11 protein-coding genes are annotated in these 14227 nt (G+C 69.4%); 3 read left to right on the forward strand and 8 right to left on the reverse strand.

Going from position 1 to position 14227, the window contains the following annotated elements:
* The coding region (locus D7X12_RS18340; protein WP_341868231.1) for a patatin-like phospholipase family protein at positions 1–2961 on the reverse strand (2961 nt) is incomplete at its 3' end.
* 366 nt (positions 2962–3327) lie between these two features.
* On the opposite strand from D7X12_RS18340, the gene D7X12_RS18345 reads away from it, so the two are divergent.
* The 3 genes from D7X12_RS18345 (at position 3328) to D7X12_RS18355 (ending at position 9052) form a co-directional block, all read left to right on the forward strand.
* Entirely contained in the window at positions 3328–4296 is a 969-nt protein-coding gene (locus D7X12_RS18345; protein ID WP_120626565.1) for a 3-oxoacyl-ACP synthase III family protein, read from the forward strand.
* Between the two features lie 200 nt (positions 4297–4496).
* Positions 4497–8156: a serine/threonine-protein kinase gene (locus tag D7X12_RS18350; protein ID WP_158620071.1), complete on the forward strand. Its 3660-nt coding sequence runs from the start codon at positions 4497–4499 to the stop codon at positions 8154–8156.
* Positions 8153–9052, forward strand: a complete 900-nt coding sequence (locus tag D7X12_RS18355) for a methyltransferase domain-containing protein (protein WP_120626567.1) — start codon at positions 8153–8155, stop codon at positions 9050–9052. The genes D7X12_RS18350 and D7X12_RS18355 overlap by 4 nt, the downstream gene beginning before the upstream one ends.
* On the opposite strand, the gene D7X12_RS18360 is transcribed toward D7X12_RS18355, so the two are convergent.
* The 7 genes from D7X12_RS18360 to D7X12_RS18390 all read right to left on the reverse strand — a co-directional run bounded on the left by D7X12_RS18360 (position 8982) and on the right by D7X12_RS18390 (position 14225).
* A complete protein-coding gene (locus D7X12_RS18360) occupies positions 8982–9827 on the reverse strand; it encodes an SDR family oxidoreductase (protein ID WP_120626568.1) in 846 nt (281 codons plus the stop codon). The genes D7X12_RS18355 and D7X12_RS18360 overlap by 71 nt on opposite strands.
* Positions 9824–10552, reverse strand: coding sequence for a lysophospholipid acyltransferase family protein (locus D7X12_RS18365; protein WP_120626579.1), 729 nt, complete (start codon positions 10550–10552; stop codon positions 9824–9826). Before D7X12_RS18365 ends, D7X12_RS18360 begins: the two co-directional genes overlap by 4 nt.
* Positions 10553–10854: 302 nt before the next feature.
* Positions 10855–11559 (reverse strand): EthD domain-containing protein, encoded by a 705-nt coding sequence (locus D7X12_RS18370; RefSeq protein WP_120626569.1) that lies wholly within the window; start codon positions 11557–11559, stop codon positions 10855–10857.
* Positions 11556–11897, reverse strand: coding sequence for a hypothetical protein (locus tag D7X12_RS18375; protein WP_120626570.1), 342 nt, complete (start codon positions 11895–11897; stop codon positions 11556–11558). The genes D7X12_RS18370 and D7X12_RS18375 overlap by 4 nt, the downstream gene beginning before the upstream one ends.
* On the reverse strand, positions 11897–12220 hold the full coding sequence (locus D7X12_RS18380) for a Nif11-like leader peptide family natural product precursor (protein ID WP_120626571.1): 324 nt from the start codon (positions 12218–12220) through the stop codon (positions 11897–11899). Before D7X12_RS18380 ends, D7X12_RS18375 begins: the two co-directional genes overlap by 1 nt.
* Positions 12221–12255: 35 nt before the next feature.
* Positions 12256–13260, reverse strand: a complete 1005-nt coding sequence (locus D7X12_RS18385) for an alpha/beta fold hydrolase (RefSeq protein ID WP_120626572.1) — start codon at positions 13258–13260, stop codon at positions 12256–12258.
* A 71-nt stretch (positions 13261–13331) separates the two neighbouring features.
* Positions 13332–14225 (reverse strand): alpha/beta fold hydrolase, encoded by an 894-nt coding sequence (locus tag D7X12_RS18390; RefSeq protein WP_208719123.1) that lies wholly within the window; start codon positions 14223–14225, stop codon positions 13332–13334.
* Positions 14226–14227 lie beyond the last annotated feature (2 nt).

A 14227-nucleotide genomic window follows, 5' to 3' on the forward strand; every position in this document is an offset into this window, starting at 1 on the left:
GTCCGCGAGGAGGGGGCGGGCGTGCTTCACGGCGTCGAGCGCGAGCCGCCGCGCCAGCTCGGGAGCGCCTTGCCGGCCCTGCTGCTCCGCCTCGGACAGGAGGGTGCGCATCTCCACAGCCGCCTGGACGCGCTGCAACTCCACGCGCTGCAACTCCAACAGGTCGCCGCGGTAGTTCTCCATCACGCTCGCCGCTGCCTGCATCACATCCTGGGTGAGCGCGCGATCCCTCCTCAGGTCGATGAGCTCCACCCGGGAGGCCAGGTCCTTCGTGGCCTTCTCCTGGCTGTTCTGGGTCAGCAGCACGGTGGACTTCACCTCCGGCATCTGGAAGACCCAGCGCTCCAGGTAGTTCTTCAGGGCTTGCGCCCGCTGCCGGGCAATGTGCTCGTCCGGCGCGGTGAGCCGGATCTGGAAGGACGTGATTTCCTTCTGGGTATGGAGGTACTCCACCAGCTCGGCGAGGACCTGTTTGCTGGTGGACGCGAACTCGGATCTGCCCGCGAGGTCCTGGAAGACGATTGGGATGAGCAGCGTGATCTTCTCCGGCGTCTTGTTCCCGTTGGAGCCCCCATCCAGCCGGAGCCACCGCGGGTTGTTCAGCCGCCTGTTCCACGCGGTCCGGGCCCCGAGGACCGCTGCGTCCACCTCGGGGCTGCTCTGGGCCATGTCGACGATCTGCTTGCCGTTGCCGAAGCCCAGCAGCGTGGCAGGGGAGAGCTGCGGCTGGTACACGACGGCATCGCCATCGCGGTTCTGATGAGTCCCCGCCAGCCGCCCGATGATTTGAAACAGCCGGAGGCCGTCCTTGATGCGCATGCCTAGACTGAGCTGGCGCCAGAGCGGCCCCACCCAGCGGCGCGGGTAGCTCCGCGACCGGGGGGGGACGCGGGAGATGGGGTTCGCGGAAATGAGGATGTCCGCGCCTTCCGCCCGCAGGACGTCCGAAGGCACGTTGGCCACCAGGCCGCCATCCAGCAGGCGGCGGTTGCCGATGAGGGTGGGACCGAAGAGGGGTGGCAGGGCGCTGCTGGCCCGGACTCCACGCCCGATGGACCCTGTGCGCAGGTCCCATTCCACGCCTATGTCCGCGTCGGTCACCACGGGGAAGAACGGCACCTCCAGCTGATCGAGGGGCCAGGGGCCGAGCTTGAGGTTGGTCCACTGCTCCAGGATCGCGCTCGACAAGGCGGTGAGGCCGACGATGGGCCGCATGGTGTGTGCCTGCCGGATGAGCATGTCGAGCCCCCGCCGGCCGCCGACGCAATAGAACGCCCCCACGACGGCGCCGAAACTGGAGCCGGAAACCATGTCGATGGGCACCCGCGGCTGGAGGGCTTCCTTCCCGTCCACCGGGTCGGCGGGTTCCAGCTTGTTCAGCAGGGCGATGCTCGCGAAGCCAAAGGGCCCGCCTCCCCCGAGCGCCAGCCCGACGCGGCGCCCGGTGGCGGCCCGTGCCCAGCGGTCGAAGAATTCCCTGGGGGACTCCAGGCCTGGGGCGTCCAGCGACGTGGGCAGTGATCCTCCCTTGAGCCACGGGTCGGGGAAGCGCAGGCGGACCGTTCCCATGGGCCACTCGCCAGGCTCCTTGGGCTTCCGGAAGATCCCCGCCAGCGCGGGCCTCAGGCCCGGCTCGGGTCGCGGGAAGTCGATCAGTCCGGCGTGGACGCGCTCTATCGGCCTGGGCAACTCGAGCGTGGGGTGCTGCCGGTCCTTGCTCAGGCTGAGGTACTTGATGGGCTCCTCGGCCGACGCCCTCTCCGCCAGATGCTGGAGCACCTCCTGACGTCCGCGGGCCGTGAGCGCGGAGGTGTCCACCAGGGTGACGTTGGTGCGGCCCGCGAACTCGGTACTCCTCGGCAACGTCATCCAGGTGGTCATCGTGCTCTTCGGAAGGAGGGGCTCTCCGTCAGTCGGAATGGGTAGGCGCTCACAGTGGGCCACCCAGCCGTTCCTGTCCTTGGCGGGCCTAACGAACTCCAGGGGGGTGTCCTGTGCATCCTCCTTGAGCCGGACCACGAGGACATGCTCATGCAGGTGGACCGCCATCCGTTCGGCGAGGAGCTCGCCCAGGTCGCTCCACGGGGGTAGGCCCTCCGCCTGCTCGCCCCACACGATGACCTGATGCGCTGGGTGGAGCGGCGGCGCCTGGAAATCCTCGGGGCATCCCCTCAGGACGGCCCGATTGAAGTCTGGCTCACAGCCCCGGACGTGGTCGAACCACTCCCTGCTGATGTGGAAGGCGCGGGCGCCGTTCCCGTTCCCCATGCCCTTGCGGCGGAAGGTGCGGGCCCACTTCTCCTCAACGGGCCTCAACATCACGGCTCCCGGCAATGGCTTGCGGAGCAGGAATTCATCGAGCCCGACGCAGGTGGGGGCCACGAGCTTGGAGAAGGGCCCGATGGCGCTGGATGAGGAGATGTCGCAGCACCCCTCGAGCACGACGTAGAACCCGTCCGGGATGGCGGGCTCCAGGAACAGCGGCGTGGCCTCCGAGCCTCCATGCACCTTCACGGGCGTGGCGCCCTCCACGAGCCGGAAGAGGTCCGCGTCCTGGGCATTGGCCAGCCGCGGCGACTCGCTCAGCACGCGCACGATCTCCACCGCGGACTCGTCCGCTTCGCGAGCGGCGAGAAGGCGATCGAGCAGCGTGTCTTTGTGATGAAAGGCCGTCTTGAACTGTTCGCGCGGCAACTCCAGAAGCTCGGTGAGCACGAGGGCCTCGATGTCCTCGGCTTCGTCCTCGGAACGGAGCGCCTCGCCGGTCTTCCAGCGGGCCAGGGTCTTCAATCCCAGAACGCTTCCCCGCCGGAGCACCTGCTCGCCGTGGGGCAGGACGCGCCAGGGCCGTTTCACCTTCATCTCGCCGGAGAGGACGATGCGCAGGGCGGGCGGGCGCTTCGCGAGCGTGTCCTTGGGGCAGAGGGTGACGGACTTCAGCAGGGGTGCCAGTGCCGACAACCCGACTTCCTGCTCACCCGCCTCCGACGCCACCGGCCCCGCTTTCTTCGCCTGACGCCTCCTCCGCTCGACCTCCCGAGGGACCTCTCCCAGGACGGTGCCCTTGGAGAGTAAGGCGAGTACTTCTTGCTCGGGAATGTGCGGCATGGATGGCTCCCTGGATTCAATGCGTCTTGTTCAAGGGTAAGCACCTGCGCTCAGGCGCCACGGGCACCGGGCAGCCGCCTTGCCGCGCGGATGCGCCCTGTCGTGTCAACCCCGGAACCGTTGCTCCGGCGCGTCGAGCCGCCACGGCGGGCTCAAGTGGTAGCTTCCTCCGACGGCTGAGGGGGGAGATGCGATGGAACAATTCCTGGCGGTGACGCAGTGATTCCGGTCCGGATCCTGGGGACGGCCAGCGTGCTGCCAGAGCGCGCTGTCACGACCGGGGAGCTGGCAGTGGCCCTGGGACGCGACCCCGCGGCCATCGAGCAGAAGACAGGCATCCGGACCCGCCACTGGGCGCCTCCCGGGACTTCCATGGCCGGGCTGGGCGCCGAGGCGCTTCGCCGGGCCCTCGCCGCCGCCGGGCTGGAGGCCCGGAGCCTGCGGCGCATCCTGTTCGTCTCCTCCATGGGAGGCGATGCCCTCATCCCGGCCACCGCCAACCGCGTCGCCGCGGAGCTGGGGCTCGCGGGCACTTGCGATGCGTTCGACCTCAACAACGCCTGCATGGGGTTCGTCTCGGCCTTCGACGTGGCCAGCCGCTCGGTGGCGACCGGGCTCGCGCCGGTGGCCATCGTGGTGGTGGAGCTCGGCTCGCGCATCATCTCGGTGGAGGATCCCCGGCCCTACCTCGTCTTCGGCGATGCCGCCGTGGCCGCCATCCTGGGCGTGGCTCGCGAAGGGGAGGGGGTGTTGGGCGCGGCCTTCGCCAATGACGGCACCCAGCCCTCGGACGTGTGGATGGCCCATCCCCTGGTGACGGGCGTGAGCGAGCGGGTGCGCTTCGAAAGCTCCCACCAGCGCATCGTGGAGGTGGCCCTCCAGGCGCTGAAGGACGCCACCCGCTCCGTGCTGGAGCAGGCGCGTCTGTCATTGGACGAGGTGGAGTGGGTGCTGCCGCACCAGCCCAACGGGGTCATGCTGCGGCTCATCACCGAAATGCTCGGAGTGGATCCGGCGCGCATCGTCCCCGTGGTTGAGAGGGTCGGCAGCGTGGGGGCCGCCTCCATTCCCTTCAGCCTCGACGGGTTGCTGCGCACCCGCACGGTGCGGGCCGGGGATCGCTTGCTGATGGTGGGCGTCGGGGCGGGAATCTCCTCCGGCGCCGTGCTCTATCAGGCCGGCGGATGAATCCCGGGGAGTGAGCGGCGGGGTGTCATTCCCCCCCACCCCCGGTGCCTCTCCGAGCAGGTCCCGGGCGGGCTTTGTCCGCATTGGCTCACGCTGGCTCAATGGACATGGTGAGAAAGGGGCTTCACATGCTTGGACAACCATCATGGACACGGCCACGGGAGCCTGGCGGGACCGAGCACCCCGGCGATCTCCCCTCCATGGAAGTAGGCAATCGCTATCAGCTCCTTCGGCCCCTGGGGCGCGGCGGCTTCGGGACGGTGTACCTGGCAAGGGACAGGCTCGGTGGGCTGGTGGCCGTGAAGCGGCTGCGCTCGAAGCACTATGCGCGCGCCGACGGAGCGCCCCCCTCCAGCGGGCTCCGCTCGAAGCATCGCTACCGGACGATGCTCGTCCTGGCGCACGAGTTCGAGGTCCTCGCCTCGCTGCGCCACCCCAACATCATCAGCGTGCTGGACTACGGCTTCGACGGGCCGCAGCCGTACCTGGTGCTCGAGCTGCTCAACGAGGCGCGGACCTTCACGCAGGCAGGGCGCGGCCAGCCCCGGTCCGTCCAGGTGGACATGCTGGTGCAGATGCTCCAGGCGCTCCACTACCTGCACCGGCACGGCATCATCCACCGCGACCTCAAGCCGGCGAACATCCTGGTGGTGGACGGGCAGGTGAAGCTGCTCGACTTCGGCCTGGCGGCCGGTCCGGATCAGCGGGCGCGCGCGATGAGCTCAGGGACGCCGGGCTACCTCGCGCCGGAGGTGCTCCGGGGGGAGGCCCCTTCGGAGCTGTCGGACCTCTACGCGGTCGGGGTCCTCGCCTATGAGCTCTTCGTGGGCAGGCATCCGAAGGTGACGTGCTCCCCGCGGCCCCGCATCGAGGAGGGCTCCCTTCCCGCCTGGCTGGACGAGCCGGAGAGCCTGGACGGGGAGGGCAGGGCCGACAGCTTCGAGCCGGACCTCGCCTGGATTGTCGACCGGTTGATCGTCGGGATGCGCGACCCCTCGGAGTGCCGGGTCTTCGAGATGCCCCAGGAGCTCGAGCCGGGACTGGCCCAGCTGCTCTTCAAGTTGCTCGACCCGCTGCCCTGCAACCGATTCCAGAGCGCGGACCTGGCCATTGGCGCGCTCTGCGCGGCCACGGGGCAGAGCCTGCCCGTGGAGACGGTGGCCACCCGCGAGAGCTTCCTGCAGGCGGCCCGCTTCGTCGGCCGCGAACATGAGCTGGGACTGCTCGGCGCCGCGCTGGAGAGCGCCGAGCGGGACGAGCGGGGCGGGGCGTGGCTGGTGGCGGGTGAGAGCGGCGTGGGCAAGTCGCGCCTGCTGGACGAGTTCCGCGTCCGGGCGATGGCGCGGGGCATCCCCGTGCTGCGCGGGCAGGCCGTCCGCGCGGGCGGCCTGCCCTACCACGCGTGGCACGAGGTGCTGCGTGCGCTGACGTGCCTCACGGAGCTGGGGGACTGGGAGGCCTCGGTCTTCAAGCCCCTCGTGCCGGACATCGCGGAGGTGCTGCGCCGCCCCGTGGCGGACGCCGAGCCCCTGGCCACGGAGGCGGCCGACCAGCGCCTGCTCCTCGCGGTGGAGGACATCTTCAACCGGCTGCCCCAGACCACGGTGATCCTCCTGGAAGACCTCCAATGGGCGGACTGGTCGACGCTGTCGCTGCTGAATCGGCTCGCGAGGCAGGCCACGGGGACCCGGCTGCTGCTCCTGGTCAGCTACCGGGACGATGAGCGCCCCAAGCTGCCGGAGGAGCTGCCCGGGATCCCGGTGCTGACGCTGCCCCGGCTGTCCTCCTCGGAGATCGCCCAGCTCAGCGAGTCGATGATGGGCTCGCCCGGGCGTCAGCCGCGCGTGCTCTCGCTGCTGGAGCGCGAGACGGAGGGCAACCCCTTCTTCCTCATCGAGGTCATCCGCTCGCTGGCGGAGGAGTGCGGACGGTTGGACCAGATTGGCCACGACGTGCCCCTGCCGGCCACGGCCTTTGTCGGAGGCATGCGCTCCATCATCGAGCGGCGGCTGGGCATGGTCCCCCCGAGGGCGCGCGAGCCGCTGCGACTGGCGGCCACCCTCGGCCGGGACATCCACGAGGAGCTGCTGCAGGAAGCCCACCCCGCGCTGGACGTGGTGGGCTGGCTCGTCGAGTGCGCGGACGCGGCGGTGCTGGAGGTGACGGGGAACCGCTGGCGCTTCGCCCACGACAAGCTGCGCGAAGGGCTGCTGGACACCCTCCTCCCCGAGGACGCACGGGCACTGCACCGCCAGGCGGCGAGGGCCATCGAGTCGGTACATCCGGAGGAGGCGGGGTGGATGGCGGCGCTCGCCCACCACTGGGGCGAGGCCGGCGATGTGGCCCGCGAGGCGCGCTACTCCGAGCGGGCCGGCGAGCACGCCATGTCCGTCTATGCCTGCCGCGAGGCCCTCCCGTACTTCGAGCGGGCACTGGCGTTCGCCGAGACCCGCCCGGACGACGCCCGGTGGGTCATCCACCTCCAGGGCCGGTTGGCCGAGGCCCACTATCTCATGGGGGATCTGGAGCACTGCCGCACCTGTCTCGAGCGGGCGCTGGAGCGCCTCGGGTATCCCGTGATGCGGCTGCTGAAGGGCTCGAAGCTGGGCGTCGCGCACCAGGCGCTGCTCATGCTGCTCCAGTCCGCGATGCCCTGGGCCTTCCAGGTGAGGTCCCCCGAGCAGCGGCAGTTGCGCCTTGAGGAAGGGCAGATGCTGAGGCTGTTGAGCGAAGTCCTCTTCTACGCCCAGGATGCCCGCCGGCTCCTCTGGACGGCCTTCCGGCTGCTCAACGTGCTGACGCCCACCGGGCCGTCGCTGGACCTGGCCCGTGGCCGCATCCTCGTGGCCACGGTGCTGGGCAGCCTTCCTGTCCTGCGCCCGCTGGTCGAGCACTGGAACGCGCGCGGCCTGGAGACCGTCGAGCGTCTGGGGGCCTCCCCCGACATCGCCTACGCCCTGGTGCGCCGCGCGGCCTGCGGCATCGGGTACGCCCAATGGAAGGAAGCAGAGGAGTGGGGGGAGCGGGCCCGACAGCTCTCCGATGCCGCCCGGGACTACCGGTGCTCGGAGGAGAGCCGCATCGTGCTGCTGGTGCCCTGGTCCTACCGCGGGCAGTTCCGGCGGAGCATCGAGCTGTCCCATGAGCTGGAGGACTCCGCGCGGCGGCGGGGCTCCGTCCAGACGCAGCACTGGGGGCCGACCGCCCGGGGCACGTCCCTGGTGCGCATGGGCCGGGCCCGCGAGGCGCTGCACGAGCTGGAAGAGGAGCTGCCCTGGTGCGAGGCCCACGCCGGTGCGTCGGAGATCGTCGTCGTCCAGGGCGAGCTCGCCCTCGCGCTGCTGCGGCAGCACGAAGAGGCGCGGGCGCTGGAGATGGCGGACCGCGGGCTGGCGCTGCTGCGGGAGATGAGGCCCGTGGCGTACTGGATCTTCGCGGGCGTCACGTGCGTGTGCGAGGTGTACCTGAGCCTGTGGGAGCAGCGCGGCGGGGAGGCGCTCTCGGAGGAGGAGCCGCTGGTTCGCTCGGCGCATGAGGCCTGCAAGGCCCTGAGGAGATTCGCCCGCGCCTTCGCCTTCGGCAAGCCGTTCGCCCTGCTCTGCAACGGGCTCGAAGCCGCGCTCTCAGGGCACCCGCGCCGCGCGCGCCGGGCCTGGCGGCACTGTGTGGCGCGTGCCCAGGCCCTGGCGATGCCCTACGAGGAGGGGCGCGCCTGGTTCGAGCTGGGGCGCCATGGGCTCGTCGAGAAGGCAGCCCGGCGGGAGTCTCTGGTGCGCGCGACGGGCCTCTTCACCCGGCTCGAAGCGCTCGATGACCTGGCGCGGGTCGAAACGGCGATGGCGCAGGGCGGCGCGACTTGACCCCTGGCGATGCGGGACTGCTGGCATGCCCCTCCTGCCGTGGAGCGCTCACGTGGGGGGGGCGGACACGAGGAGGGCAGCTCGACGAGGGGCGGCTGGGCTGCGCCGGTTGCGGTGCCGACTGGCCGGTGGTGGAGGGCCTGCCCCGGCTGTTCGAGGAAGGGGAGGTGCGCGGGACGGATCGCCTCATGCGGGTCCTCTACGACAGGCTGTGCGCGCTGCATGACCCGCTCGTCACGCTGCTGATGCCCCTGCTGCAGGGCCACACGGAGGCCCGGCTGCGCGGCCACTACATCCGAAGGCTTGAGCTGGGCGCCTTGACGCCCCGCCCGCGGGGGCCGCCGCTGCGGATCCTGGAGGTGGGCATCGGCGCGGGCGCCAACCTCCCGCTCATCGAGGAGGCGCTGCCCCCGGGGCTCGACGTGGAGGTGTGGGGCCTGGACCTGAGCGCGGGCATGCTCGGCAGGTGTCGTCGGCGCGTGGAGCGGGAGGGGCGCCGGGGCGTGCGGCTGCTCATGGCGGATGCCCACGCCCTGCCGTTCCCGGACCACTCCTTCGACCGGGTGTTCGAGGTGGGCGGCATCGATGGCTACCGGGCCCCGGAGCGCGCGCTCGCGGAGATGGCCCGGGTGGCCCGCCCGGGGACGCCCGTGGTGGTGGTGGACGAACAGCTGGATGCGCGGGAGCGGTCCCTGCGCCACCGGCTGGTGTTCCGGCTGCTCACCTTCTACACGACGGACGCGCACTGTCCGCGGGAGCTGCTCCCGGCGACGGCGGTGGACGTCCTCGCGGAGCAGTTCTGCCGCTACTACTTCTGCCTCACCTTCAGGATGCCGGTGGCCCACCCTCCTCGTTCAGGACGAGGTCGAGCAGGCGCAGCGTCATTCCCCCTGTGAAGTCGATGGTCGCTCCGTTGAACCACTCCGCCTCGTCGCCCAGGAGCGTGGGGACGATGCGGGCCACCTCCTCCAGGGTGCACATCCGCCCGGCGGGGTTGATGCGGCGGTGGGCCTCCTCCAGCCGCTCCAGCACCTCCGGGGTGCAGACGTGGCGGATGGCGGGGGTCATCACCGTGCCGAACTTGAGCAGGTTCACCCGGTGCCCCAGGGGCCCGAGCTCCAGCGCAAGGTGGCGCACGTAGATTTCGAGCGCCGCCTTGGCCGCGGTGATGGCGCCGGTGTTGTGGAGGAGCGACTCGGTGAGCGGGTTGGTGAGGCCCAGCAGGCGGGCCGAGGGGGTGAGCAGGTCCCTCGCCACCAGGGCCTGGGCCCAGTAGACGAAGGAGTGGGCCATGGACTCGAAGGTGCGCGCGAGCTGGCGGGGATGAAGGGGTTGCTTGTCGCCCGTGATGAACTGCCCCACCGAAGCGCTGGCGAGCGCGTGGACGAAGAGCTTGACGGAGCGGGGGCCGGCGGTGGCGAGGAGGGCGTCGGCGCCCCGTGCCACGCCCTCCGGGGTGCCGGCATCTCCTTGCATCATCACCATGCGGCGGCCCGTGGCGAGCACCTGGCGCTCCACCTCCGCGGCCTGGTCCAGGTAGCGCCCCCGGTGCATCCCGAAGACGTTGAGCCCCGGCTGGCGCGCCACCTGGACCGCGATGGCGGCGCCCGTCCCCGAGGACGCTCCCGCGATGACGGCCCAGGGCCCCTCGCTCGTCCGTGCTGCGCTCATGAGGCCTCCCCGCGCGCGCGATCCAACAGCGCCTGCACCGCGTTGCCCACCTCGCGGTGCAGCTCCCGCATCGCAACCGGATCCCCGGGGTCGAAGTCCCCGTCGAGGTGCCGGCGGATGGGCGCGCCCACCCACTGCGTCATCCTCACGGGGAACGGCAGCGAGAAGGGCCAGAGGCCGGTGGCGCCCACCCCGAGCCACGCCGGCATCCGCCAGGGCAAGCCCAGGCGGCGACCGAGTGCATGCCCATCCATGAGTCCGATGAAGGCGTCATCCATGCCGCTGCCGGCGATGGGGACGATGGGCAGGCCGTACCGGAGGGCCAGACGCAGGTAGCCCATGCGCTGCCCCCAATCCACCCGGTAGCGGTGACGGAAGCTCCGGAAGCCCTCGCGGGTGCCTCCGGGCAGGACGAGGATGTGCTCGCCGCGCGCCACGGCCGCCGCCAGCTCCGGCCCGTCCCCCGTGACGAACCCGAGGTCGTCCTTCATCCACCGCAGCATCGGGAGGTGGTCGACGGCGCCATGGACGATGCCACGGGGGAGGTAGCCCAGCCGCTCGTGGAGGACGGTGGTGAGCATGCATTGGTCGAAGGCCAGGGGTCGGCCATGGTAACCGACGATGAGCCGGGCCCCCGGCTCCAGCAGCGTCTCCAGTCCGATGACCTGGTAGCGGTGGTATCGGCGGAGCAGTCCAAAGGCTGTCAGCCATGCGGCGAGAGGCAGATTCCTGCTCGCCGCCCCGTCCTGCGCCAATGTCTGGCGCCATCCCCGCGCAACGCTCGTCACGACCGCCCCCCTCTCCTCGACCTGACCCGGGAATATTAGTGGCTGGGAGCCATGCCGAGCTGGCTCAGGACGTCGGGGAGGTTGAAATCGAGGTGATAGTCGACGATGAGTCCGCCCTCGAATCGCCAGATGTCGACTGCCGAGACGTCAAGGCTCCTGCCAGTCGCGGGAACCACGCCGGTGGTCAGCCCCAGGGTACCAGCGCGCGATGGAGTGTTCCTCCGGGTGTCATGGGTGGTTCAGCGGGCTTCGGGGCCGATGATCCAGCGCTCGCTGGACGCCAGCGAAAAGACGTACTTCGGGTCGACGATGCCTGCGCGCGCTGGCTCCACCTGCTGTGCGAAGTACGGCGAGGCCAGTGCCTCTCTCAGCGTGTCGAGGTCGTTGAAGAAGAGCTGCTCGACGCTGTCGAAGCTCGCCTCGCCAAACACATAGGCGCCATCCCGGGTATGGCAGTGGAGGTAGCGGCGCAGCCCGGGCAGCCCGGCCACGATGGGCGCATGGGACTCCAGGCTTCGCTGGCGATACTCGCCCAGTGGCATCCCCGGCCTCCGCTTGAGCAGCACCGTGAGCTTCACCCAGGTGGGGTCACGCGTCAGCGGCGGCCCGGCGAGGATCTCATGGGCCGTCGTGTCCACGACGAGCGTCCGCCAGAAGGCGGCCCAGGTGGGTTCATCCCGCCGGGCCCCCTGGAGGAACTCCGGGGTCTGGAGCGAGGCCAACTGCTCCTCCTCGTTCTCCATCCAGATCTCCGCAATCCCTTGATGGGGCAGCGGGGGGCTCCCCCAATCCCCCTCGAACGGGAGCCGGGAGTCGATCAGGTAGCGTTTGATCTGGGGAATCCTGCTCGCGAACCGCACCGCGTGAACGTTCGCCCAGTAGTCCTGGAACTCCACGACGGTCATGCCCGGCCTGGGCGCGGCGAAGATGAACTGGTGGATCATCGCGAGTTCTCCTTTCCCTGCGGTCGAGCGCCCAGGAACGCCTCGATGTCGTGGGGAGTCACCGCGCCGACACTGTTGTCGACAAGGAATTCAAGATAGTACTTGCCCCACATGGTCTCCCAGAGGCTGAAGGACAGGTCGAAAGGCTCGCCAAGCAGACCTGCCAGGTGTTGTTCAATGCCCCAGACGGCTTCGTCGAATTCGGCTTCCGAGAAGGCGTAGCCGGACCGCCAGGCGGAGGCGAGGACCTCCGGCTTGGACAGCGTGCGGAGCCGGAGGACCTGCTCGGGCTGCTGCGCCAGGGCTTTCAAGAAGCGGAAGACTTCACTTCGGGCCATCACCTTGCTCCTGCGCTGAACCGCGCACGTTCTGCTTCGGAGAACGGCAGGTAGAGCTCGTCGATGACATATTGCAGACGAGGCTTTCCCCACATCCTGGGCCAGAGACTGCTGGAGGCGTTGACCTCCTCGTGCAGGCGCTCCGTGATGGTGTGGGCCTCCATGACCCCAATGACATTGGCCAGCTCGTCCCGGGTGAACTCAAAACCGCTGCTCCGGGCGTGCAGCAGCAGTTCGGGCAACGACTTCGGATTGAACCGCCGCAGCAGGCCCTCATCCTCGACGCAGGCCTGGAAGAACTTCAGGACACCCTGTCTCGACATCTCATCTGCCTCCTGTTCGGCTCGGCTTCAGGTTGTCAGTTCGCGAGCACCTCCCGGAGCGCCTGGTCGATGGCCTGCTTGTCCTGCTCGCTCAGGGCGAACGTCGCCAGGTGGCCAAAGACACTCTCGATCTCCCGGAACTGCGCGTGCGGGATGCGGTCCGCATCCGCTTTGCACTCCGCGGGAGGGAATATCGGGTCACCCGTGAACGCGACCACGAGCGCCTTGGCGGTGATGCGGCTCAGTGCCGCGGTCAGGTCCCCCCCCGCGCTCGGATCGGCGCTGCGGGCCTTCCGTGCCTGTGCGACGACATCGTTGGGGTCTTGCGAGCGCCAGAAGGTGGCCCAGAACCGGCTGATGAAGTCGTCGATGGAGGCGAAGCCGAGCGAACGCCATCCCTCCGCGCCCTCGCGGTAGAACCCCGGCGGCTGCACCGTCAGTGCGGTCGCGTGCGCCTGCCGGTACATTCCGGTCAGCACCGCTTGCGCATCCGTGTAGAAGCCGTTGTTCCAGTGGGGATCGGACGTGAGGGGCTCCTCGATCGCCGTGTGCAGCCAGAGCTTCGTCCACGCAGAGGGCCTGGGTCCGCCCGCGAAGGAGGCCATCCGCTTGACCATCCCCGGGAAGCGGACCGCCCACTCGTAGGTCTGCATGGCGCCCACGGACCAGCCGAGGACGAGCTGAAGCTCCTGGATGCCGAACTTCTCGGTGACGAGCCGGTGCTGGACCCTCACGTCATCCGCGATGTGGACCGCCGGGAAGGCGCCCCGATCAAAGGGGGCGGCCGTGGTGCTGGGCGAGGACGAGGGCGCGGAGCCGAATTGGCCGGGCAGGATGATGAAGTACTTGCTCGGGTCGAGCGGTCGGCCCTCGCCAATCCAGACTTCCAGGGCCTCCGGAGTGCCACCGAGGAAGTTGGGAAAGAGGATGGCGTTGTCCTTCGCCGCGCTCAAGGTGCCGTGGGTCTTGTAGGCCAGTCGGGCGTTCACGAGGGTGATGCCGGAGGACAGCGCGAAATCGCCAGGTTCGAAGAAGTCCATGGTGTGAGTCTCCTGTGGGTAGGACCGTGAAACCGTGAAGGGAGGCCATGGGGATGCCGTCGCGGCACGCCTTACGTCATGGGGTGTTTCTTCAAGAACGCGTAGAGGCCCTCACCGACGGCGAGCGGGTTCATGCTCTGCATTCCATGGGTGGCATTCATGATTCCGCAGCGCTCCGCCTGGGGAAGCCAGTTCATGAGGAAGCGCTGGGTTTCACGGAAGCCAGGCATGGCCGACTCGCTGTCGAGCCCCATGACGGCCAGCACCGGCATGGTGGGCTTGCGGCTCACGAGGCGGTCGGCTTGCGACATCCTGAATCCCCAGGACGAGATGGCGGGGAAGTCGACCGTGAACGTCGTATCGACACATGCCTCGACGCGCTTCCACACGTCGAGGGGGCCGGTCATCTCGACGGTGCTGAGGAAGGAGGGACCGCACACGTCTTCCATGTAGCGCTGCGCGGCCCCCAGCTTGTCGCCCGCCTGGTACAGCTCCATGGCTCGGGTGAAGGCCTTGATGTTGGCCTGCACGCCGTCCGGTGCCTCGCGAGGCAGGTACGGCTCCAGGAGCATCGCGGAGTGCGCTCGCTTGGGATGGGAGAGCAGGAACTGGAACGCGATGACGCCACCGAAGGAGAAGCCCAGCACATGGGCCTTCTGGATTCCCAGATGGTCCAGGAGCTGCCGGGCGTGTTCCGCGCCCTCTTCGATGCTCAGGCTGCTCTTCTCCAGCGTGCTGCCGTTGTAGCCAGCCCGGTAGTAGCTGATGAACTGATACTCCTCGAGCAGCTGGGAATGGAACCGCAGCGGAGTGATGAGACTGTCGGCGATGCTGGTGCCGTGGATGCAGAGGACGGGCTCACCGCTTCCCAGCACCGCATACCGCAGCTCGGCGTCGCTGACCTTCACGCGCTGGTCGTGGTCGATGTTCCATTCCCTGCCGAGATACAGTGCATTCGTGTTCATGG

The sequence above is a fragment of the Corallococcus sicarius genome, assembly GCF_003611735.1.
Classification (GTDB): Bacteria; Myxococcota; Myxococcia; order Myxococcales; family Myxococcaceae; genus Corallococcus; species Corallococcus sicarius.